Below are 20492 nucleotides of genomic sequence, written 5' to 3' on the forward strand. Positions count from 1 at the left end.
CGACCGGAACCCGGCCACGGTGTGACTCGGGTGGGAGCGGGGCTCCACTTGTTCAGCCTTGCACGCAAGACTGGTCGCGTCGCTCAGGATAACACCCACCCCGGGCCGGTTGTTCCCCCGGTCAGGTCCTGGCCCACTGGTAGCGCAGTTCCGGGCGTCCCACCTGACCGTACCGTGGCTGGCGGACGGCCATGCCGTGGTCGGCGAGGTACTCCAGGTACCGGCGCGCGGTGACCCGCGACATGCCCAGCGCTTCCCCCGCCGCGCCGGCGGAAAGGCCCTGGTCAGCGCTCCGCAGCGCGGCGGCGACCGCGTCGAGGGTCGGTGCGCTCATGCCCTTCGGCAGCTGCGCGCCCTCGCTGCCGCGCAGGGTCGCGAAGAGGTGGTCGACGCCCGTCTGGTCGGCCTCCTCGGCCTGGTCGACGCCGTGCCGGAAGCGGGCGTACCGCTCGAGCTTGTCCCGCAGGGTGGCGAAGGTGAACGGTTTCAGCAGGTACTGCACGACGCCACTGGACACCGCGGCACGCACCAGCGCGAGGTCGCGCGCCGAGGTGACCATGATGACGTCGACGAGCCGCCCCTCCGCCCGCAGCGCACGGCACAGGTCGAGGCCGTTGCCGTCCGGCAGGTACTGGTCGAGCAGCAGCAGGTCCACGTCGAGCCGCCCGAGCGCCCGCCGCGCCTCCCCCGCCGAGTGCACGACCCCGACCACGGCGAACCCCTCGACGCGCTCGACGTAGAGCCGGTGCGCGTCGGCGGCCACGAGGTCGTCCTCGACGACCAGCACTGAGATCACGACGACACCAAAGCAGTGGGCAGCCGGACCGTGAACACGGCACCCCGCTCCCCCTGGCTCACCTCGATGGTCCCGCCGCCCCTGCGCACGGCCTGCCGCACCAGCGCGAGCCCCAGCCCGCGCCCGTCGGCCTTGGTGGACCAGCCGCGGTCGAACGCCACCTCGCCCGCCGACAGCCCGGGTCCCGTGTCCTCGACCCGCAGCAGCAGGGCGCCGTCCTCGGCGCGGGCGGTGACGAACACCTTCGGCGCGTTCCCGCCCTCGATGGCGGCGTCCAGCGCGTTGTCAATCAGGTTGCCGAGGATCGTGACCACGTCCCTGGGCGCGATCGTGCCGCCGAGCACGGCGTCGTCGATCTCCGTCTCCGGCGTGATCACCAGCTCGGCGCCGCGTTCGTTCGCCTCCGCCGCCTTGCCGAGCAGCAACGCGGCGAGCACCGGCTCGGACACCGCGTCCACCACCCGGTCGGTCAGCTGCTGCGCGAGCGCCAGCTCCGCGGTGGCGAACTCGACGGCCTCCTCGTAGCGGCCGAGTTCCACCAGCGACACCACCGTGTGCAGCCGGTTCGCGGCCTCGTGCGCCTGCGACCGGAGCGACTCGGCGAACCCGCGGACCGAGTCGAGCTCCCCGGTCAGCGCCTGCAGGTCGGTGTGGTCCCGCAGCGTGACGACCGTGCCGTGCGCACGGTTGCCGGAGCGGACGGGCGTGCAGTTCACGACCAGCACGCGCCGCTCGGTCAGGTGGATCTCGTCGCGGGTCGTGCGGTCCGGGGCCATGCTCGCGACCATCGCCGCCGGCAGACCGAGGTCACCCAGCAGCCTGCCCTCCACCTCGTCGTCCAGGTCGAGCAGCTCGCGGGCGCCGTCGTTGCACAGGGTCACCCGGCCCGCCTGGTCGACGAGCAGCAGGCCCTCGCGGACGGTGTGCAGGATCGCCTCGTGGTACTCCAGGCGCCTGCCCAGCTCGGCGGGCCCGAGGCCGTGGGTCTGGCGGGCGAGCCGCCTGCTCACCAGGTACGTGCCGGTCATGCCCGCGGCCAGGGTCACCAGGGCGACCACCACGAGCGGCACGAGCCGGTCGCGGACCTGCCCGGCGATCGCGTCGAGGGTGATGCCGACGCTGACCAGCGCGACCACCCGGTCGCCGTCGCGGACCGGCACCACCGCGCGCACCGACGGGCCGAGCGTGCCGGTATAGGTCTCGGTGAACACCCGGCCCGCCAGCGCCTCGTCGATGTGGCCGAGGAACCGCTCGCCGATGCGGTCCGGGTTCGGGTGGGTGAACCGGCGCCCGCCGGTGTCCATGATCGTGATGAAGTCGACGCCGGTGTCGTGGCGGACGCGCTCGGCGAACGGCTGCAGGATCGCGCTCGGCTCGGCGGCCTGGACGGCGTCGACGACCGCGGGCGAATCGGCGATCGTCAGCGCGACCGAGACGACCTCCTCGCGCGTGGAGTCCTCGGTCCGGCCGGCCACGTCCAGGTACGCGAGCACCGCACCGGCGACCACCAGCACGCCGACGATGATCACCTGGAGCACCAGCAGCTGCCTCGCGAGACTCCAGCCGGTCCTTGTCATGCGCATCAGTGTGGCCCGCTTCACAATGATCTTGGAACGTCATCTACTTAATGAACACAAACGTGACCCAGGTCATAAGGGTTCGCACAATCAGCCGAACCAGCCCCTGCCAGGAGGTCTCGTGTCCAGCGTTGAACAACCGGCCCGCCCACGTCGTCGGGACCGGACCCATCTCCTCTACATCGCCGTGGTGGTCGCGGTCGCGGCCGGCATCGTGATCGGCCTGGTGTGGCCGGAAGTCGGGAAGGAACTGAAGCCGTTAGGCACCGGGTTCGTCAACCTGATCAAGATGATGATCAGCCCGATCATCTTCTGCACGATCGTGCTCGGCGTCGGCTCGGTGGCCAAGGCCGCGAAAGTCGGCAAGGTCGGCACGCTCGCCATCGGCTACTTCCTCGCGATGTCGACGGTCGCGCTGGTCATCGGTCTCGTCGTCGGCAACATCCTGCACCCCGGTGAGGGCCTGCAGCTCACCGACAGCGTCCGCGAGGCGGGCCAGTCGCAGGTCAAGGAGGCCGAGGGCACGGTCGACTTCCTGCTCGGGATCATCCCGGCGACGCTGGTGTCGGCGTTCACCGAGGGGTCCGTGCTGCAGACACTGCTCGTCGCGCTGCTGGCCGGGTTCGCGCTGCAGGCCATGGGCAGCAAGGGCGAGCCGATCCTGCGGGGCGTCGGCCACCTCCAGCGGCTGGTCTTCCGCATCCTGGCGATGATCATGTGGGCGGCGCCGGTCGGCGCGTTCGGCGCGATCGCCGCGGTGGTCGGCGAGACCGGCGTCGACGCGTTGAAGAGCCTCGCGATCATCATGATCGGCTTCTACGTGACCTGCCTGCTGTTCGTGTTCGTGATCCTGTCGAGCCTGCTGTGGCTGGTCGCGCGGATGAACATCCTCACGCTGTTCCGCTACCTGTCGCGGGAGTTCCTGCTGATCCTGTCGACGTCGTCGTCGGAGGTGGCGCTGCCGAGGCTGATCGCGAAGATGGAGCACCTCGGCGTCAGCAAGCCGGTGGTCGGCATCACCGTCCCGACCGGGTACTCGTTCAACCTCGACGGCACCGCGATCTACCTGACCATGGCGACGCTGTTCATCGCCGAGGCCATGGACGCGCCGCTGTCGGTGGGCGAGCAGATCGGGTTGCTGCTGTTCATGATCATCGCGTCGAAGGGCGCGGCCGGCGTGACCGGCGCCGGTCTCGCGACGCTCGCCGGTGGCCTGCAGTCGCACCGGCCGGAGCTGGTCGACGGCGTCGGCCTCATCGTCGGCATCGACCGGTTCATGTCCGAGGCGCGGGCGCTGACCAACTTCGCGGGCAACTCGGTCGCGACCGTGCTCATGGGCACGTGGACCAGGGAGTTCGACCGCGACCAGGCGAACCGGGTGCTCTCCGGCGAGGACCCGTTCGACGAGAAGACGCTGATCGACGACCACGCGGCGGACACCCCCGCGGACGGCCCGGCCGCGCGGACCGAGGCGGCGGAGCCTGCCAAGTAGCTCCGTGCACCGGAGAACGGCCGCCCTCCCATCCCGAGGGCGGCCGTTCTCCTATTTCCGCGTCCGGCGCCGGTGGCCGGTGCCCTCGTGCCAGGACTCGATCACGAGGTGGTCCGCAGGGGTGCCGACGTAGGTCAGCACCACCTCGGCGATGTCGATGCGGAAGTACCCGGCGCCCGGTTCGGCGTCCTCCCCGGGCGGGATCTCCACGACCCGGCCCGCGAGCTTGGCGTCCCCCGTCCACTGCGTCGGGTCCGCGGGCGGGTCCAGCGACGGGCTGTGGACGGCGATGCGCGGGTCCCGGCGGACGTCCCGCAGTTTCCGCGAGTCACCCATCATGCCGATGGTGACCTCGCCGTCCTTGAAGTCCATCTCGGACCCGCTGATCCGCGGCGACCCGTCCTTGCGCAGGGTCGCGATGGTCTTGTGGAGCCCCGCCGCGAACCGGGCCCGCACGCGTTCGGCGAACTCGGGCGCGTCCTTCTCGATGTCCTGCCAGGTGGCCATGGGCGCGATGCTACTCCGTTTCCGAACCGTGGTTCAATAACAACGTGGCCCGCCCCCGCAAGATCTCCGACGACGCCCTCATGGCCGCCTGCGGCCGCGCGATCGGCCGGTACGGCCCCGGTTTCACGCTCGCGCAGGTGGCCGAGGAAGCAGGCGTCGCGGTGGGCACGGTGGCGGGCCGGTTCGGGTCGAAGCAGAACCTGCTCCTGGCGATGATGTCCGCGGGCGCGGCGGCCACGGCTCCGGCACTGCGCGCGGCCGCGGCGGACCTCGATCCCCTTGCCGCGATCGTCGCGGCGGTCCTGGCCACGGCCCGCGGCGTCGACGACCCGGCCACGGTGTCCAACCACCTCGGCCAGCTCGGCGTCGACCTGGCGGACCCGGCCCTGCGTGCGGGCTTCGCCCGCCTGCGGGACGGGGTGCGGGAGGTGCTGGCGGAACTGTTCGCGGCCGCCGACCTGCCCGGCGCTCCCCCACCGGCCCAGGCAGCCAGAATCGTCGCGGCGATGGCCCACGGCACGGTCATGGACTGGGCCCTGCACCCGACGGGCGCGATCGCGGACATCCTGCGCGCCGACCTCGCCGCGATCATCGACGCGTGGCGCTGACGGTGCTCGTCATCGACGCAGCTCCGGCGACCACCGCCACCCGAGCGGATGTCGCGGCCGCCTGCCACGACGCGCGCCGATCGGCCCGTAGCTGGAGCCCCAGCCCAGCGCCAGCACGCGGGCGTCGCCGGTCGGGTCGTCGACCTCGAGGTCCGGCACGTCGATGCCGTCGACCTTCGCCTGGCGCAGCCGGACCATGCGGTCGTGGTTGTCCGGGTCGTAGGAGATGTTGCCCTTGCCGTCGGCCTTCTCCAGCCCACCGATGCGGTGCTGCAGACCGGGCGTGCCCGGGATCGCCCACTCGCGGGCGAGCGTCTCGGTGTCGCGGAGCACGGCACCGGTGACGGTGGGCAGTCAGCCCGCCGGGGTGAGGCGTCGCTTCGCGGCGCCGGGTGAGACGCCCAGCACCCGCTTGAAGGCCCGCGCGAACGCGGCCTCCGAGCGGTAGCCGAGTTTGCGGGCGAGTTCAGCGACCGTCGCGCGGCCGTCCTCGATCGAGCGCAGCGCCACCTGCATCCGCCACCGGGTCACATACCGCATCACCGGCTCGCCCACCACCTGCGTGAACCGCGCCGAGAAGGCCGAGCGGGACATCGCCAGCTCGGTCGCCAGCGCGGCCACCGACCAGGGGTGGTCCGGGTGGCGGTGGATCAGCGCGAGCGCGCGGCCGAGCTGCGGGTCGTGCAGTGCGCCGAGCCAGCCGGTGCGTGCCGCCGGGTCCGACTCGAGCCACGTGCGGATGGCCTGGATGACGAGGATGTCCGACAGCCGCGTGATCACCTCCTCGCCGCCCGGGCGCAGCTCGCGCGCCTCGCTCGCCATGAGCCGCAGCAGGCTCGGCAGCCAGCTGTCCGGCGCCGCGTCGGCGGCCTCGACGTGCATGGTCTTCGGCAGCACCTCGATCAGGTGCCGCGCGCTGGGCTGGTCGAACCGGATGGCACCGCAGATCATGTGCGTCGCCGGGCCGCCACCGCCGTGCCGCAGCGTCTCGTAGCGGTCGCTGACCTGGTCGCGGGGCAGGTCCATCACGTTCGGCGTCGAGACGCCCGGCTCGGACAGCAGCGCGTGGCCCTGTCCGTGCGGCACGAGGAACAGCTCGTTCTGCCGCATGGTGCGCGTGGCGCCGTCGGCGGTGCGGAGCACGCAGCCGCCCGCGGTCACCACGTGGAACCACAGGTGCCCCGGCATCGCGGGCATGGTCATGCCCCACGGCGCGGTCATCTCGGTGCGGCAGTAGAACGCGCCGTTCATGCGGAGCAGGTGCAGTGCCTCACCGAGCGGGTCCGTGGGTGCCCACGGGTCGAAGCCCTTCATGTCGCCGACCCTACCGGTCATCCACGGCGACTGGACGATCGAGCAGAAAACCGGGGCGCATGGTCATGGATTGTCCCGCTCGCCGCTGGTCTGCTGGATGTACTGCAGAACCGAGGAGGACACCATGAACACTCTCGTACTGGGCGCGGGCGGCAAGACCGGTCGCCGGGTCGCGGACCGGCTGACCGCGCGTGGGGTGCCGGTCCGACACGGCACCAGGGCCGGCACGCCGCCGTTCGACTGGGAGCGGCCCGCGACCTGGGCGCCGGTGCTGGCGGGCGTCGACGCCATGTACGTGTCGTACTTCCCGGACCTGGCCGCGCCGGGCGCGGTCGACGCGATCCGCGAGCTCACCGGTCTCGCCGAGCGGGCTGGGGTGCGGCGGCTGGTGCTGCTGTCGGGCCGGGGCGAGCCGGAGGCGCAGGCCGCGGAGGACGTGGTGCGGGCGGGCGGCATCGAGTGGACGGTCGTGCGGTGCGCGTGGTTCAACCAGAACTTCTCGGAGGGCTACCTGCTCGACCCGCTGCTGGCGGGCGACGTGGTGCTGCCGGCGGGTGCCGTGGCGGAGCCGTTCGTCGACACCGACGACATCGCCGACGTGGCGGTGGCCGCGCTGACCGAACCGGGTCACGGCGGCCGGACCTACGAGATGACGGGGCCCCGGTTGCTGACGTTCGCGGACGCGGTGGCGGAGATCGCGGAGGCGACGGGCAGGCCGCTGACCTACCGGCAGATCCCGGTCGACGCGTACGTGACCGCCATGGCCGAGCACGGGGTGCCCGCCGACGTGACCGGCCTGCTCGGCTACCTGTTCGGCGAGGTGCTCGACGGCAGGAACGCGTGGGTCGGCGACGGTGTGGAGCAGGCGCTGGGCCGCCCCGCGAAGGACTTCCGCGCCTTCGCGCGGGACAACCGGGCGGCGTGGCTGCCCGCCGCTCACCCGGCCAGGTAGGCGCGGAGTCCGCGCTGGCCACGCCACATCATGAGGGCGTGGTTGGCGCGGAAGACGGGCCGCCCGACCGGCGCGAGGGCACGCAGCAGCGGCTTGGTCACGACGACGCGCTGCGTGATCGCGAGGAGCGCGCCCGCGGTCCGGTGCGCGGCGACCTCGCCCTGCACGTAGCCCTCGAGGTCGCCGGTCATCTCCACCCGCATCCGCCCCGCGTCCTCGTCCTCGACGGCCCGGTGCAGCCGGAACCGGAGGCTGTAGGGCAGGACGGACCGGCAGGTGACCTCGGCGGTGTCGTCGTCGACCCGGTCGACGGCCCGGATGTCCGGCCACCACTCGGGGTAGCAGGCGAGGTCGACGAGCGCGGAGAAAAGCCGTCCGGTGGGGACGCGCACGGACCAGACGCTGCGGAAGCGGTAGTCGTTGAGCGTCACACCTCGAGTATGCCGGGACTAGGGTGCTGGCATGGCGAAGTGGACGTTGGCCGACATGCCGCCCCAGAACGACCGCACGGTCATCGTGACGGGCGCCAACAGCGGCATCGGCCGGGAGGCGGCGGCGGCCTTCGCGGCGGCGGGCGCCCGGGTGATCCTGGCGTGCCGCAACGTCGACAAGGGCAACGCAGCCGCCGCGACCATGGCCGACACCGTCGAGGTGCGGGCGCTGGACCTGGCGAACCTGGCGTCGGTGCGGGAGTTCGCGAAGTCCGTCGACGAGCCGGTGGACGTGCTGGTCAACAACGCGGGCGTGATGGCGATCCCGCACCGCCGCACCGCCGACGGCTTCGAGATGCAGGTCGGCACCAACCACCTCGGCCACTTCGCGCTGACCGGGCTGCTGCTGGACCGCATCACCGACCGGGTGGTGACCGTGTCCAGCACGATGCACTGGTTCGGCCGGGTCGACGTGACCGACCTGAACTGGGAACGCCGCCGCTACCAGCGCTGGCTCGCGTACAGCCAGTCGAAGCTCGCGAACATGCTGTTCACGTTCGAGCTGGCCCGCAGGCTGACGGAGGCCGGTTCGCCCCTGAAGGCCCACGCCGCACACCCGGGCTACGCGTCGACCAACCTCCAGTCCCACACGGAGACGCTGCTCGACACGATCATGGCGCTGGGCAACCGGCTCGTGGCCCAGAGCGCGACCATGGGCGCCCTGCCGACCCTGTACGCGGCGACGATGGACCTGCCGAACGGCTCGTTCGCCGGCCCGGGCGGCATCACCACGCAGCACGGCTACCCGAAGGTCGTCCCGTCCAGCAGGGCGGCACGCGACCGGGAGAAGGCCGCGGCGCTGTGGACACTGTCGGAGAAGCTGACGGACGTGACCTTCACGTTCTGAGCCACCGCAACGTCCCGGCAGCTCACAGCACCGTCTTCAGGAACTGCCCGGTGTACGAGGTCTCGATCTCGGCCACGTCCTCCGGCGTGCCCTCGGCGATGACCGTGCCACCGCCCGAGCCGCCTTCCGGGCCCATGTCCACGATCCAGTCCGACGTCTTGATCACGTCGAGGTTGTGCTCGATGACGATCACCGTGTTGCCCTTGTCCACCAGGCCGTTGATCACGCCGATCAGCTTGCGGATGTCCTCGAAGTGCAGACCGGTCGTCGGCTCGTCGAGGATGTACACCGTCTTGCCCGTGGACCGCTTCTGCAGCTCCGAGGCCAGCTTCACGCGCTGCGCCTCACCACCCGACAGCGTCGGCGCCGGCTGGCCGAGGCGGACGTAGCCCAGGCCGACGTCCACCAGCGTCTTCAGGTGCCGGTGGATGGCACGGATCGGCTCGAAGAACTTCTCCGCCTCCTCGATCGGCATGTCGAGGACCTCGGCGATCGTCTTGCCCTTGTAGTGCACCTCGAGCGTCTCGCGGTTGTACCGGGCGCCCTTGCAGACCTCGCACGGCACGTACACGTCCGGCAGGAAGTTCATCTCGATCTTGATGGTGCCGTCGCCCGCGCACGCCTCGCAGCGGCCGCCCTTGACGTTGAACGAGAACCGGCCCGGCTGGTAGCCGCGCACCTTCGCCTCGGACGTGGCCGCGAACAGCTTGCGGATGTGGTCGAACACACCCGTGTACGTCGCCGGGTTGGACCGCGGCGTCCGGCCGATCGGCGACTGGTCGACGCGCACCAGCTTGTCGACGTTGGCGAGCCCGTTGACGCGGGTGTGCCTGCCCGGCACCTGCCGCGCGCCGTTGAGCTTGTTCGCGAGCACCGTCGCCAGGATGTCGTTGACCAGCGTCGACTTGCCGGAACCGGACACACCGGTGACCGAGACGAGGCAGCCGAGCGGGAACGACACGTCGATGTTGCGCAGGTTGTGCTCCCGCGCGCCCACGACGGTCAGCTGCCGCTTCCTGTCGACCGGGCGCCGGATCGCGGGCACCTCGATCCGCTCGCGCCCGGACAGGTACGCGCCGGTCAGCGACTTCTTGTTCTTCAGCAGCTTCTCGTAGGGTCCACTGTGGACGATCTGGCCGCCGTGCTCGCCCGCGCCGGGGCCGATGTCGACCACCCAGTCGGACTGGCGGATGGTGTCCTCGTCGTGCTCGACGACGATCAGCGTGTTGCCCAGGTTGCGCAGCCGCGTCAGCGTCTCGATCAGCCGGTGGTTGTCGCGCTGGTGCAGGCCGATCGACGGCTCGTCCAGGACGTACAGCACGCCGACCAGACCGGAGCCGATCTGTGTCGCGAGCCGGATGCGCTGCGCCTCGCCGCCGGACAGCGTGCCGGCGGCGCGGTCGAGCGACAGGTAGTCCAGGCCGACGTCGAGCAGGAACCGCAGCCGCGCCTGGATCTCCTTGAGCACCGCGCCCGCGATCATCGACTCGCGCCTGCCGAGCTGCAGGCCGGACAGGAAGTCCGCGCACTCGCTGATCGACAGGTTCGACACCTCGGCGATCGACCGCGGCCCGTGCTTCTTGTGCGTGAGGGTGACCGCGAGGATCTCCGGCTTGAGGCGGGTGCCCTCACACGCCGGGCACGGCACCTCCCGCATGTAGCCCTCGTACTTCTCCCGCATGTACTCGGACTCGGTCTGCTCCTGGCGCCGCTCGAGGAACGGGATGACGCCCTCGTAGTTGGCGTAGTAGGAGCGTTCGCGGCCGTACCGGTTGCGGTACCGGACGTGCACCTGGTCGGTGGTGCCGTGCAGCACCGCCTTCTGCGCCTTCGCGGGCAGCTTGCGCCACGGGGTGTCCATGCGGAACCCGATGGTCTCGGCGAGCGAGGTCAGCAGCCGCTGGAAGTACTCCGCGGTCTGCCCGCCCGCCCACGGCGCGATGGCGCCCTCGGCGAGGCTCAGCTCGTCGTCCGGCACCACCAGCTCCGGGTCCACCTCCTGGCGGACGCCGATGCCGGTGCAGACCGGGCACGCGCCGTACGGCGAGTTGAACGAGAACGAGCGCGGCTCGAGGTCCTCGATGGCGAGCGGGTGGCCGTTCGGGCACGCCAGGTTCTCGGAGAAGCCGCGGGTGCGGTGCGGGTCGTTCTCCGGCAGGTCGACGAACTCCAGCTCGACCAGGCCGTCGGCGAGGCGCAGCGCGGTCTCGATCGAGTCGGTGAGCCGCCGCTTGGCGCTCGCCTTGACCTGCAGGCGGTCGATCACGACCGCGATGTCGTGCTTCTCCTGCTTCTTCAACGTCGGCGGGTCGGTGAGCTGGTGCACGACGCCGTCGACGCGCGCACGCGAGTAACCCTGTGACTGCAGCGAGGAGAACAGGTCGACGTACTCGCCCTTGCGGCCGCGGATGACCGGCGCGAGGACCTGGAACTTCAGGCCGTCCTCCATGGCCATCACCTGGTCGACGATCTGCTGCGGCGTCTGCTTGCTGATCGGCTCGCCGCACTGTGGGCAGTGCGGTTTGCCCGCGCGCGCGAACAGCAGGCGCAGGTAGTCGTAGACCTCGGTGATCGTGCCGACCGTGGACCGCGGGTTGCGGTTGGTCGACTTCTGGTCGATCGACACTGCGGGCGAGAGGCCCTCGATGAAGTCGACATCCGGTTTGTCCATCTGGCCCAGGAACTGCCGGGCATACGCGGACAGCGACTCCACGTACCGGCGCTGGCCCTCCGCGAAGATCGTGTCGAACGCCAGGCTCGACTTGCCCGAGCCGGACAGCCCGGTGAACACGATCATGCTGTCCCTGGGCAGGTCGATGTCAACGCCGCGCAGGTTGTGCTCCCTGGCGCCGCGGACGACGAGGCGGTCAGCCACTGAAGTCCCTTCGAAGTCTCAGTTCTTGCTGGTCACGGGGCGGTTCGAGACCGTCGGCCGTGGCCGGGGGCCATGCTAGGACAGGGCACCGACAATTTCCGGTCCGCTCGGTGACTACCGGTCAACTGCCGCGCTCACCTACGCTGGAGTAACCAGGTTTGCCACCGAACACGCGGGGATGGGCGGTATGAGCATCTCACCTGAAGCATCCATCGGGCAGAACGACGTACCGGCACAGCGGCGCGCCGACGAACGGTCGGCGGCGCAGCGCGCGGTGCGTCTGCTTCCCCTGGTGCGTCAGGCGACGGAGAGACTCGACCGCGTTGTCGCGGGGCTCGGCGAGGACGCCATCCACCGGCCGAGCGGGCTGCCCGGCTGGTCGAGGGCCCACGTCGTGTCCCACCTCGCCCGCAACGCCGATGGGCTGGTCAATCTCTTGACCTGGGCACGCACCGGCGTCGAGCACCCAATGTACGCCAGCAGCGCCGACCGCGACGCGGACATCGAGGAGGGCGCGGGCCGGCTCGCCCAGATCCTGGTCGAGGACCTGCGCGCGGCCTGCGACCGGTGGATGGCCGCCGCGACGGCCATGCCGGAACTCGCCTGGTCGGCGTCGGTGACGGCACGCCTCCCGGTCCCGTTCCCGGCGGCCAACATCCCCTCGATGCGGCTGCACGAGCTGTGGGTGCACATGGTGGACCTCGGCGCGGGCGTCACGTTCGCCGACGTGCCGGACGAGCACCTGGAGCACCTCGTCGCCGAGGCCGTCACCAGGCACATCAACCGGCCCGACGGCAAGCGCGTCCGGCTCACCGTCGAGCTGCCGGACGGCCGCGAGCGGGTGTGGGACCTCGTGAACGGGCGCGACGACGACCGCCACGACGTCTCGGGCGGCGCCGCGGCCGCCGTCGCGTGGCTGACCGGCCGCTCGGCGGGCGACGGTCTGCGTGGCGAGGTGCCGGTGCTGCCGGCGTGGGGTTAGCGCGGCTCGATCGTGATGTTCTCGAATCGTGTGGTGAACCCCTTCCCGGTCGGTGACGCGCACATCACACCAGCGAGCACCGACATTTTTGGCGGGAAGTAGGCGAGGCGCAGCATCGTCGCAGGTGGGGCGCCGTTCAGGCCGTAGGAGATCGTGACGGTGTCCCCTGCCCGTTCGGCCGTGACCGTGACGGACCGAGGGGGCTCGGCCAGCGCCACCACCGACCAGTCGGACACCTCGCGGGTCACCACCGCCGAGAGCTGCTGCTGCCCGTCGACCAGCTCGATGCCGCTCTTGATCCAGTTCTGCTCGTCGAGCCGGATCGCGATGCCCGCCTGGTCGTACTGTTCGCGGTAGTCACCCGCGAAGGTGACGGTCAGCGCGAAGTCCCCGGCCTGGTCGACGCCGAGGACGTGCCCGGTGTCGCGGACGAAGCCGTAGTGGGTCGTGCGCCAGAAGTCGGTGTCGGGGTCGGTCGTGACGGTGTCGCCGGCCCAGTTCGCGGGCTCGTTGAACCAGCGCCAGCCGCTCTTGATCAGGTCCTCCACGAGGCCATGCTGTCAGCAGGCCCGCGCCAGCCGCTAGGGTCCGTGGCGTGGACGTTGTCGAGGAGTACACCGGTCATGTCGAGCCAGGCGGCCCGGCCGCGCGCCGCACGCTGGACGCGCTGACGATCACCAAGATCTCCGTCGGCCCGATGGACAACAACGCCTACCTGCTCGTGTGCCGAGGTACGCGCGAGGCGCTGCTGATCGACGCCGCGAACGACCCGGAACGCCTGTCGGACCTCATCGGCCACGGCGACGACCGGCCGACCCTCCGCACCATCGTGACCACCCACCAGCACGGCGACCACTGGGCCGCGCTGGGCGCCGTCGCGGGCGCCTACGGCGTGGACACCATCGCCCACGAGGCCGACGCCGGCCCCCTGCCCGTGCCCCCGGACCGCTTCGTCACCCAGGGCGACACGGTGCCCGTCGGCGACTGCGAGCTGGAGGTCATCCACCTGCGCGGCCACACCCCGGGGTCGATCGCACTGCTGTACCGCGACCCGAACGGCCACGGCCACCTCTTCACCGGCGACTCGCTCTTCCCGGGTGGCGTCGGCAAGACCACGTCGCCGGAGGACTTCACGTCCCTCTTCAACGACGTGAAGTCCCGCGTCTTCGACAAGCTCCCGGACGACACGTGGTTCTACCCGGGCCACGGCGACGACTCCACCCTCGGCGCGGAACGCCCCAAGCTCGACGAGTGGCGCGCCCGCGGCTGGTGAGCTGAGGATCCGTCCGGACGGGACCTCCTGCGAACAGCTGAGCGGCCCCGTCCAGTTCACCGTTCCGGCCAGATGAACGGGACGATGCGCAACGTCGAGACGTTCCCCGTGCCGTACGTGTCGACGATCGTCCTCAGCCGGCCGGCCTCGGCGACGCTGGGCATCTGCACCCACGACACCGACACAGGAACGTGTTGCCGCCGTCGTCAACGACCGCGACCAGCTCCCAAGTGCTCGTCGACCTGCTTCTTCACCTGCTTGAGCCCCATGCGCGCCAACGCCTCGGCGCGTTTGCCGGACCGGGCGGACACCTTCGCGCGGTTCACCTTCGCCCGCACTGCCTGGCCGACGATCCTGTTCGCGGCGTTCCCGACCGCGGAGTCCACCGCCCCGCCGACGGCCACGCCACCACTCGCTCCGGCGCCCATCGCCACGGCCCCACCGACCATGACCGCGGCGACCGCCGCGCCGGCGCCCTTCTTCGGGTTGATCGGGTACTTCGTCCCGTCCGGACGCGTGCGGAACTCAACCACGTCGTGCTCCCTCCCCAGCCCCAGACGAACCAGCATGCCGCCGCGTGCCGGTTCCCGACAGGTCTGGTGGCGCACGTCCTCCGGTCGGAGCAACCTGACCTGGGCGCGTCCGAAACCTTCAAGACGCCCCGTCCCGCGACCGCGACAATCGACGCCGTGACTGTCGATCTCGCTGCTGCCGCTTCCTTCATGGCCACCCACGCGCGCGTGCTCGACCGGCGACGGTTCGAGTTCCTCTTCGCAGGCGGGGACGCCCGGGCCGTGCTCGCCGCCGTCGACGGGTACCGGAACGCCGACGGCGGGTACGGCTGGGGGCTCGAACCCGACCTGCGGGCGCCCGAGAGCCAGCCGGGCGGGGCGCTGCACGCGCTCGAGGTGTTCGCCGAGGCCGGGCCGACCGACCGGGCGCTCGAGGTGTGCGACTGGCTCGAGCGGGTGTCGCTGCCCGACGGCGGGGTGCCGTTCGCGGTTCCGGTCGCCGACCCCGCCGGGTGCGCGCCCTTCTGGGTCCAGGCCGACCCGACGGCGTCCTCGCTGCAGAGCACGGCCTTCGTCGCCGGGATCGGGCACCGGGTCGCGGCGCGCGACGAGCGGGTGGCGCGGCACCCGTGGCTGGTGGCGGCCACCCGGTACTGCCTGGACGCGATCGCCGCGCTGGAGTCGGCGCCGCACGCCATCGAGCTGCGGTTCGCGGTGGGGTTCCTCGACGAGGTGCACGGCACGCACGACGAGGCCGGGCCGCTGCTCGACAAGCTCGCGGCGTTCATCCCGGCCGACGGGCTCGTGCCGGTCGCGGGCGGGCAGGCCGGGGAGACCATGCGGCCGCTCGACTTCGCGCCCCTGCCCGGCCGGCCCGCGCGCCGGATGTTCTCCGACGACGTGATCGCCGCCGACCTGCGGCGACTCGCCGACGCGCAGCGGGACGACGGCGGCTGGACCGTGGACTTCGGCAGCTTCTCCCCCACCGCCGCGCTGGAGTGGCGGGGGTACGCGACCGTCGCCGCGCTGTCGACGTTGCGTGCGAACGGCGCGGTCTGGACAGGTCGTGTACTGTAGTTACCGGTCGTTGGTTTTGTGTTCGTGTCATTGCGCGCTCGCGAAACATTGTTGCGGGCGTTCGCACCTCCCCTGTGTGGTCGGACAATCCGCCGCAGACAGCGGCGTACGTATCACCACACAGTTAGAGGAAAACACATGGCTCAGGGCACCGTGAAGTGGTTCAACTCCGAGAAGGGCTTCGGCTTCATCGCGCCGGACGACGGCAGCGCCGACGTCTTCGTGCACTACTCGGAGATCCAGGGCAACGGCTTCAAGTCGCTGGATGAGAACGCGCGCGTGCAGTTCGAGGTCGGCCAGGGCCAGAAGGGCCCGCAGGCCACCGGCGTCACCGTCATCTGACATCGTCCACGCGGCCGGCAGGTTCACCCGATGTGGTGAATCTACCGGCCGCGTGGTGCTTTCTGCCGCGTCCCGGTGCGTCGTGAGGAGTAACGGGGTGCGGCCATTGTTCGTCACAACTCGCTGGGGCGTAACGAATCCCCCACGCCGCGTCGACAGACCGGGCATGGGTTTGGCCGAGTGGTTGCGGAACAACCTCGTCGCCGGGTCCGACGGGCCGGGCATCCCCGACACCTCGCCGGCGGCGCAACGTCCACAGTGGATGCGCGATGGCATGCGCGCCATGGAGATCGCCGGGTTCGACGACCTGCGCGTGGTCGGGCTGCCCGGGCACCAGGACGTGCTGTGGGCCATCGTCGGCCGGGACGCGCCGGGGCCGGTGCGGCAGGACATCCACGGCCTGCTGGTCGCCGAGCACGGCAACCCGTTCGACCGCAACGCGGTCGCCGTGTGGGTCGGCGGGCACCGGATCGGCAGGCTCCCCGAACGCGACGCGAGCCGCCTGCGGCCTGGGCTCATCCGCTTGCAGCGCCAGCACGGCAAGGCCGTCGCGCTGCCCGGCCACGTCGGCGGCGACCAGTCGGACGGCCTCGGCGTGTACCTGAGCTACGACGCGATGGCGTTCGGCCTGAGCTAGCGCACGTCGCGGCCGCCCCCTACCCGACCACCGCCGTGGTCTCGCGCCGTCACCCCGAATTCGCTTGGCGCGACCCCGCGGCCGTGGCAGACTTGCCGCGCACCCGAAGACCGAGCAAGGGGAACGCCTCATGCCTGACGCCCACGACGGGCGTCGCCTGTAGTGCCGGTGGCGCCGTTTCCCGTGTCCATCCCCATGCTCGCGTGAAAGGGTTACCCCATCTTGTCTGCTCTGCAGTCACACATGCGCCGTGCCGCGGCGGCCGGGCGCATCACCGAACAGGTCGGTCCGTTCCTCGCCACGTTCTCCCCCGACTCGGCCAACCCGTTCCTCAACTACGCCATCCCCGACGACGGCGCGCGGCCGTCGTCGTCCGATGTGGACGCCCTGACGGAGGCGTACGCGCAGCGGGACCTGTTGCCGCGCGTGGAGTTCATGGCCGAGACCGCACCCGCGGCCGAGCAGGCGCTGCTCGCCGCGGGCTGGTCCGTCGAGCGGCGGATCCCCGTCATGCTGTGCCCGCCGGGGTCGGCGGTCGCGATCCCGGCACCGGCCGGGACCGAACTCGTCGTGCCCCGCACGGACGAGGAGATCCGCGGCATGCTCGTCGCCCAGTACGAGGCGTTCGGCGAGCCGACGGACATCCCGGACGCCGAGGTCGGGAAGACCCGCGAACGTTTGCGCGCCGGCGGTTTCGCCGTGCTGGCAACGGTTTCGGGTGAACCGGCGGGCGGCGGCGTCGCGGAGGCGATCGCCGACGGGACGACCGAGGTCGCGGGCATCGGCGTGCGGGAACGGTTCCGGCGGCGCGGGATCGGCGCCGCGATGACGGCGTTCCTCGCGGCCGCCGTGCACGCCGCGGGCGCACGGACGGTGTTCCTCACACCCGCCGGGGTGCCGGAGCAGCGGATGTACGCGCGCGCCGGCTTCGCGCCGACGGGCGACATGCTGCACCTCAGCCGCTGACCTCCCGCAACCACGACACCACGACGTCCGCCTGGGCCTGCTGGAACGCACGCAGCGACGGCAGCCCGGGCGGCGCCGGGTGGCGTGCGGCGTCGGCGAAGAACGCGCCGAACCCGGCGAGCGCCCCGACCGCGTCGTCGTGCTCGGCGTCGACCATGTTCAGGTCGGTGTGGCCGCCGTGCAGCCGGATGTTGATCAGCAGGAGGAGCGTGTCGAGCCACGCCGCGCCACGGCAGGCGTGCGGCCAGTCGACGACCGTGACGGTGCCGTCGTCGCCGATCAGGAGGTTGTCGGCGCGGACGTCGAGGTGCACGAGCGTGTCCCCGGCGATGGCGTCGAGCCCGTGCTCGGCAAGGCGGCACAGCTCGTCGAGGTGCGCCACGATCCACGGGTCGAGGTGTGCCGGCGGGTCGTCCCGGAGGCGGTGCCAGCCGGTGAAGTCGGGTTCGAGCAGGTCACGGGCCGTGCGCACGTCGACGGGGCAGGGGGTGAGCGCCCGGGCCATCGCGGCGAGCGCCGTCCGGGCGGCGGTCACGTCGGCGGGGTCGTCCCAGTCCGGGTGCCGCCCGTCGACGTCGGCGAACACCAGCGCGATCCAGTCGCCGTCGTCGTGCGTGCCGAGCAACGTCGAGGTGGGCGCCCCGTCCGGAAGCGCGGCGGCGATGACCGCTTCCCGGCGGTGCAGGCCGGGGCTGTGCGGGTTCTGCGCCGAGCTGACCGCCTTGACGAACGCGCGGCGCCCGTCGGCGGTCCGCACGCGGTCCGCCGACCCGGGTGAGAACCCCCCGGACTGCGACACGACCTCGACGACCGCGCCGCCGAGGATCCCCTCGACCGCACGCCGCACCGAACCGGGCAGGTCACCCCACCCGATCCGCACCCCGGAAGCCACCACCACGCCCCCGATGGTGACCGATCCCGGCGGCGGCCCGCATCCCGATTTCACCCGTCCGCGAGGATCGTCGGCACGCCGCCCACGGCATCGATCGCCGCACGCAGTCGCACCTGTGTGTCCTCCATCCACCGGCGCACCTCCGGCCACTTCGACCGGTCCGTGATCGTGGGGCCGTGCAGACGCGCCTCGATCCGGCACGCCTTGTTGTTCGGCAGATCGTCGAAGATCAGTTCGCCGTCGAAGCGGGCCAGGATCGCGGCACGGCGGTCGTGCAGGACCTGCCAGCGTGCGAAGTTGGTCGCCGGGTCGGTGTGCCCGAAGTACAGCTCGGACCGGCAGCCGAACATCGAGTAGGACACCACCCACGTCACCCCGGTGACGCCGCTGGGCATGTCCCACCAGTTCTGGGGCGGCGGCATCGACTTCGTCCACCTGTGCCGGACGACGACCGGCCGGAACTCGGTCCAGAACCGCCGGTACAGCTCCTGCTTGGGCGTGAGCCCGGCGGTCACCTGTGCCGGTTCGTCCTGGATCGGCTGGAGGGGCACCGCAGGTGGCCGCCCGAGGACCACGGCGATGGCCGCGGCGATCCGCTGCACGTCGTCGATGACCTGGGTGGCCTCGTCGGCGGAGATCGGCAGCCGTCTGGTGCCGTCGTCCGGGTCGCGATCGGCTTCGTGCGCGATGCGGTTCCGCCGGTTCACGATCCCCTTGAGGCGCTCGACCGGCGCGTCCAGCTGCTTCGCGACGTTGGGCCACAACGGCTCTGCCGTGACGTGCGCGAGGGCCTGTTTGATCTTCTCGGGCGCCTGGAAGGACTGGTAACCGAAATGGTCACGCAAGTGCTCGGTGAACGCCTCCTGCAACGTTCTCGAGCGGTGGTGGTGCACGTCCTCGAACATCCGCATCGGGATGCGCAGGTTGAAGAACTGGGGCGGCCGCTCCTCGTCGACGTTGAGCGCGAACCCGAGCGCGCGGTCGTACAACTCGCGGTGGACCCAATGATCGAGTGCCGACACCGCCTGCACCCAGGCCGAACGGTACAGGTCCGCCACGTCGAACGCGCTCACCTTCAATCGTTGGAGGTGTTTCCCGCCGCTGACGAGATCACGCGCGTAGTCGAGGTTGTTGCACAGTTCCTGGAATGCGGCGGTGCTGTGTTCCGCCGCGACCATGTCGCCCATGCTTGAACAAGTAGTTCGCGACGGCGTGATCGTTACCGCCAGATCGCGACCTCGCGGTCATCGATGCGCTCGGGCGGGGACGGGAACGGCTTCGCATCGCCGGTGAGGTAGCGGCGAGCCGTCCACGCGGCGACCGCCGCGTCGAGGACGTCGTCGACCCCCGCTTCGGTACCCGCCTCGCCGAGTGATCCGGTCAGCTCGATGCCCTCGTCGGCGAGGAGCTTCCGGCGTCGTTCGGCACCGGCCCAGGTCTTCTTGCGTTCGTCGAGCGGCGCGCCCGCCAGTTCGGCGAAGCTCGTCTCCGGGTGGACCTCGATCACCGGGCACCGTGCCGACGAGACCCAGCGATCCACCTGGAGGATCTTCTCGCACAGGCCGAACGCCTGTCGCGAGATCCCGCTGCCGGTGATCCGCTGGTTGATCCCGTTCGCCGTCTCGTAGTCTGCCGCCTCCACCGCGGCGCGCACGGGGGTCGTGAACAGCGAGGAACGGCGGTGCCGGAGGAACTCGCGCGCGAGCACATCGGCCCGCCGAGCGGAATCGGCGGCAAGCCCGATCGGGATGTCGATCGCGATCACGGCGACGTCCGTCGGCAGGTCGGCGATGGTTCTGGCGAAGTGGGCGGTGACCGACGAGCCCAGGCGGACGGCGACCCAGCCCGACTTGCACGCGTCCACGCCGAGAACGGGGTTGGTTAGGCTCCTGGCCGTGGCGAACACCGTGGAGATATACACCGACGGCGCGTGCAGTGGGAACCCCGGCCCGGGTGGCTGGGGTGCCGTGCTCAAGTACGGCAGGCACGAGAAAGAGCTGTACGGCGCCGAGCCGGGTGTCACCACCAACAACCGCATGGAGCTGATGGCGCCCATCGTGGCGCTCGAGAGTCTGACGCGGCCGTCGGTGGTCGCGATGTACACCGACTCGACGTACGTGCGGAACGGGATCATGCAGTGGCTGCCCAAGTGGAAGAGCAACGGGTGGCAGACGTCGGCGAAGCAGCCGGTGAAGAACGCCGATCTGTGGCGGCGGCTCGACGAGGCCGTGAAACCGCACGAGGTGCAGTGGTTCTGGGTGAAGGGGCACGCCGGGCACCCCGAGAACGAGCGCGCCGACCAGCTCGCCGTGAAGGGCGCGCAGGAGGCCGCCGGCCGGTAAATCGGCGGCG

The 20492-nt window shown here is 71.1% G+C and carries 22 protein-coding genes and 1 pseudogene; 11 read left to right on the top strand and 12 right to left on the bottom strand.

What is annotated here, in order from left to right:
• Nucleotides 1-121: 121 nt before the first annotated feature.
• Nucleotides 122-796, bottom strand: a complete 675-nt coding sequence (locus tag ACYQ77_RS21665) for a response regulator (protein WP_459714053.1) — start codon at nt 794-796, stop codon at nt 122-124.
• Nucleotides 793-2379, bottom strand: a complete 1587-nt coding sequence (locus tag ACYQ77_RS21670) for an ATP-binding protein (RefSeq protein ID WP_459714055.1) — start codon at nt 2377-2379, stop codon at nt 793-795. Before ACYQ77_RS21670 ends, ACYQ77_RS21665 begins: the two co-directional genes overlap by 4 nt.
• Nucleotides 2380-2494: 115 nt before the next feature.
• Between ACYQ77_RS21670 and ACYQ77_RS21675 the strand changes: the two genes are divergently transcribed.
• The gene (locus ACYQ77_RS21675) at nt 2495-3865 is read left to right on the top strand and encodes a cation:dicarboxylate symporter family transporter (RefSeq protein WP_459714057.1); all 1371 of its coding nucleotides are present in this window, start codon (nt 2495-2497) and stop codon (nt 3863-3865) included.
• Nucleotides 3866-3916: 51 nt separating this feature from the next.
• On the opposite strand, the gene ACYQ77_RS21680 is transcribed toward ACYQ77_RS21675, so the two are convergent.
• Entirely contained in the window at nt 3917-4372 is a 456-nt protein-coding gene (locus ACYQ77_RS21680; protein WP_459714059.1) for a pyridoxamine 5'-phosphate oxidase family protein, read from the bottom strand.
• A 44-nt stretch (nt 4373-4416) separates the two neighbouring features.
• Here ACYQ77_RS21680 and ACYQ77_RS21685 point away from each other — a divergent pair, with 44 nt between their 5' ends.
• Nucleotides 4417-4980 (top strand): TetR/AcrR family transcriptional regulator, encoded by a 564-nt coding sequence (locus tag ACYQ77_RS21685; protein WP_459714061.1) that lies wholly within the window; start codon nt 4417-4419, stop codon nt 4978-4980.
• Nucleotides 4981-5022: 42 nt separating this feature from the next.
• Here ACYQ77_RS21685 and ACYQ77_RS21690 read toward each other — a convergent pair.
• Both ACYQ77_RS21690 and ACYQ77_RS21695 read right to left on the bottom strand, forming a co-directional pair.
• Nucleotides 5023-5310, bottom strand: a pseudogene (locus ACYQ77_RS21690) (2-oxoacid:acceptor oxidoreductase subunit alpha); the annotation flags it as partial.
• Nucleotides 5311-5334: 24 nt separating this feature from the next.
• A complete protein-coding gene (locus ACYQ77_RS21695; RefSeq protein ID WP_459714063.1) occupies nt 5335-6315 on the bottom strand; it encodes an AraC family transcriptional regulator in 981 nt (326 codons plus the stop codon).
• A 103-nt stretch (nt 6316-6418) separates the two neighbouring features.
• On the opposite strand from ACYQ77_RS21695, the gene ACYQ77_RS21700 reads away from it, so the two are divergent.
• Nucleotides 6419-7246: an NAD(P)H-binding protein gene (locus ACYQ77_RS21700; RefSeq protein ID WP_459714065.1), complete on the top strand. Its 828-nt coding sequence runs from the start codon at nt 6419-6421 to the stop codon at nt 7244-7246.
• Here the strand turns inward: ACYQ77_RS21700 and ACYQ77_RS21705 are convergent.
• The gene (locus tag ACYQ77_RS21705) at nt 7231-7677 is read right to left on the bottom strand and encodes an SRPBCC family protein (RefSeq protein ID WP_459714067.1); all 447 of its coding nucleotides are present in this window, start codon (nt 7675-7677) and stop codon (nt 7231-7233) included. The two genes, ACYQ77_RS21700 and ACYQ77_RS21705, sit on opposite strands and share 16 nt — an antisense overlap.
• 31 nt (nt 7678-7708) lie before the next feature.
• Here ACYQ77_RS21705 and ACYQ77_RS21710 point away from each other — a divergent pair, with 31 nt between their 5' ends.
• Nucleotides 7709-8584: an oxidoreductase gene (locus tag ACYQ77_RS21710; protein WP_459714069.1), complete on the top strand. Its 876-nt coding sequence runs from the start codon at nt 7709-7711 to the stop codon at nt 8582-8584.
• A 22-nt stretch (nt 8585-8606) separates the two neighbouring features.
• On the opposite strand, the gene uvrA is transcribed toward ACYQ77_RS21710, so the two are convergent.
• Nucleotides 8607-11459 (bottom strand): excinuclease ABC subunit UvrA, encoded by a 2853-nt coding sequence (uvrA, locus tag ACYQ77_RS21715; protein ID WP_459714071.1) that lies wholly within the window; start codon nt 11457-11459, stop codon nt 8607-8609.
• Nucleotides 11460-11646: 187 nt separating this feature from the next.
• Between uvrA and ACYQ77_RS21720 the strand changes: the two genes are divergently transcribed.
• Nucleotides 11647-12441 (top strand): maleylpyruvate isomerase N-terminal domain-containing protein, encoded by a 795-nt coding sequence (locus ACYQ77_RS21720; protein WP_459714073.1) that lies wholly within the window; start codon nt 11647-11649, stop codon nt 12439-12441.
• On the opposite strand, the gene ACYQ77_RS21725 is transcribed toward ACYQ77_RS21720, so the two are convergent.
• Nucleotides 12438-12989: a DUF1349 domain-containing protein gene (locus tag ACYQ77_RS21725; RefSeq protein WP_459714075.1), complete on the bottom strand. Its 552-nt coding sequence runs from the start codon at nt 12987-12989 to the stop codon at nt 12438-12440. The two genes, ACYQ77_RS21720 and ACYQ77_RS21725, sit on opposite strands and share 4 nt — an antisense overlap.
• A gap of 47 nt (nt 12990-13036) precedes the next feature.
• Between ACYQ77_RS21725 and ACYQ77_RS21730 the strand changes: the two genes are divergently transcribed.
• Complete coding sequence (locus ACYQ77_RS21730) at nt 13037-13714, top strand: MBL fold metallo-hydrolase (RefSeq protein WP_459714076.1); 678 nt, start codon at nt 13037-13039, stop codon at nt 13712-13714.
• A gap of 206 nt (nt 13715-13920) precedes the next feature.
• Here ACYQ77_RS21730 and ACYQ77_RS21735 read toward each other — a convergent pair whose 3' ends face one another.
• Nucleotides 13921-14247, bottom strand: a complete 327-nt coding sequence (locus ACYQ77_RS21735) for a hypothetical protein (protein WP_459714078.1) — start codon at nt 14245-14247, stop codon at nt 13921-13923.
• 156 nt (nt 14248-14403) lie between these two features.
• Between ACYQ77_RS21735 and ACYQ77_RS21740 the strand changes: the two genes are divergently transcribed.
• The 4 genes from ACYQ77_RS21740 (at nt 14404) to ACYQ77_RS21755 (ending at nt 17248) form a co-directional block, all read left to right on the top strand.
• Nucleotides 14404-15303, top strand: coding sequence for a hypothetical protein (locus ACYQ77_RS21740; protein ID WP_459714080.1), 900 nt, complete (start codon nt 14404-14406; stop codon nt 15301-15303).
• A 138-nt stretch (nt 15304-15441) separates the two neighbouring features.
• On the top strand, nt 15442-15645 hold the full coding sequence (locus ACYQ77_RS21745) for a cold-shock protein (RefSeq protein WP_459714081.1): 204 nt from the start codon (nt 15442-15444) through the stop codon (nt 15643-15645).
• A gap of 166 nt (nt 15646-15811) precedes the next feature.
• Nucleotides 15812-16282: a hypothetical protein gene (locus ACYQ77_RS21750; protein WP_459714083.1), complete on the top strand. Its 471-nt coding sequence runs from the start codon at nt 15812-15814 to the stop codon at nt 16280-16282.
• Nucleotides 16283-16525: 243 nt separating this feature from the next.
• Nucleotides 16526-17248 carry a GNAT family N-acetyltransferase gene (locus tag ACYQ77_RS21755; protein WP_459714085.1) on the top strand — a complete coding sequence of 241 codons (723 nt, stop codon included), beginning with the start codon at nt 16526-16528 and terminating at the stop codon, nt 17246-17248.
• Here the strand turns inward: ACYQ77_RS21755 and ACYQ77_RS21760 are convergent.
• From ACYQ77_RS21760 to ACYQ77_RS21770, 3 genes are read right to left on the bottom strand one after another with little or no spacing between them, the layout of a single operon-like run.
• Complete coding sequence (locus tag ACYQ77_RS21760; protein ID WP_459714086.1) at nt 17238-18146, bottom strand: aminoglycoside phosphotransferase; 909 nt, start codon at nt 18144-18146, stop codon at nt 17238-17240. The genes ACYQ77_RS21755 and ACYQ77_RS21760 overlap by 11 nt on opposite strands.
• Nucleotides 18147-18190: 44 nt before the next feature.
• Nucleotides 18191-19318, bottom strand: coding sequence for a DUF4268 domain-containing protein (locus ACYQ77_RS21765; protein ID WP_459714088.1), 1128 nt, complete (start codon nt 19316-19318; stop codon nt 18191-18193).
• Nucleotides 19319-19359: 41 nt separating this feature from the next.
• Entirely contained in the window at nt 19360-20004 is a 645-nt protein-coding gene (locus tag ACYQ77_RS21770; RefSeq protein WP_459714090.1) for a DUF429 domain-containing protein, read from the bottom strand.
• 31 nt (nt 20005-20035) lie between these two features.
• On the opposite strand from ACYQ77_RS21770, the gene rnhA reads away from it, so the two are divergent.
• Nucleotides 20036-20482 carry a ribonuclease HI gene (rnhA, locus tag ACYQ77_RS21775; protein WP_459714092.1) on the top strand — a complete coding sequence of 149 codons (447 nt, stop codon included), beginning with the start codon at nt 20036-20038 and terminating at the stop codon, nt 20480-20482.
• The last annotated feature ends 10 nt before the right edge of the window (nt 20483-20492 follow it).

Source organism: Actinophytocola sp. KF-1 (assembly GCF_054661535.1).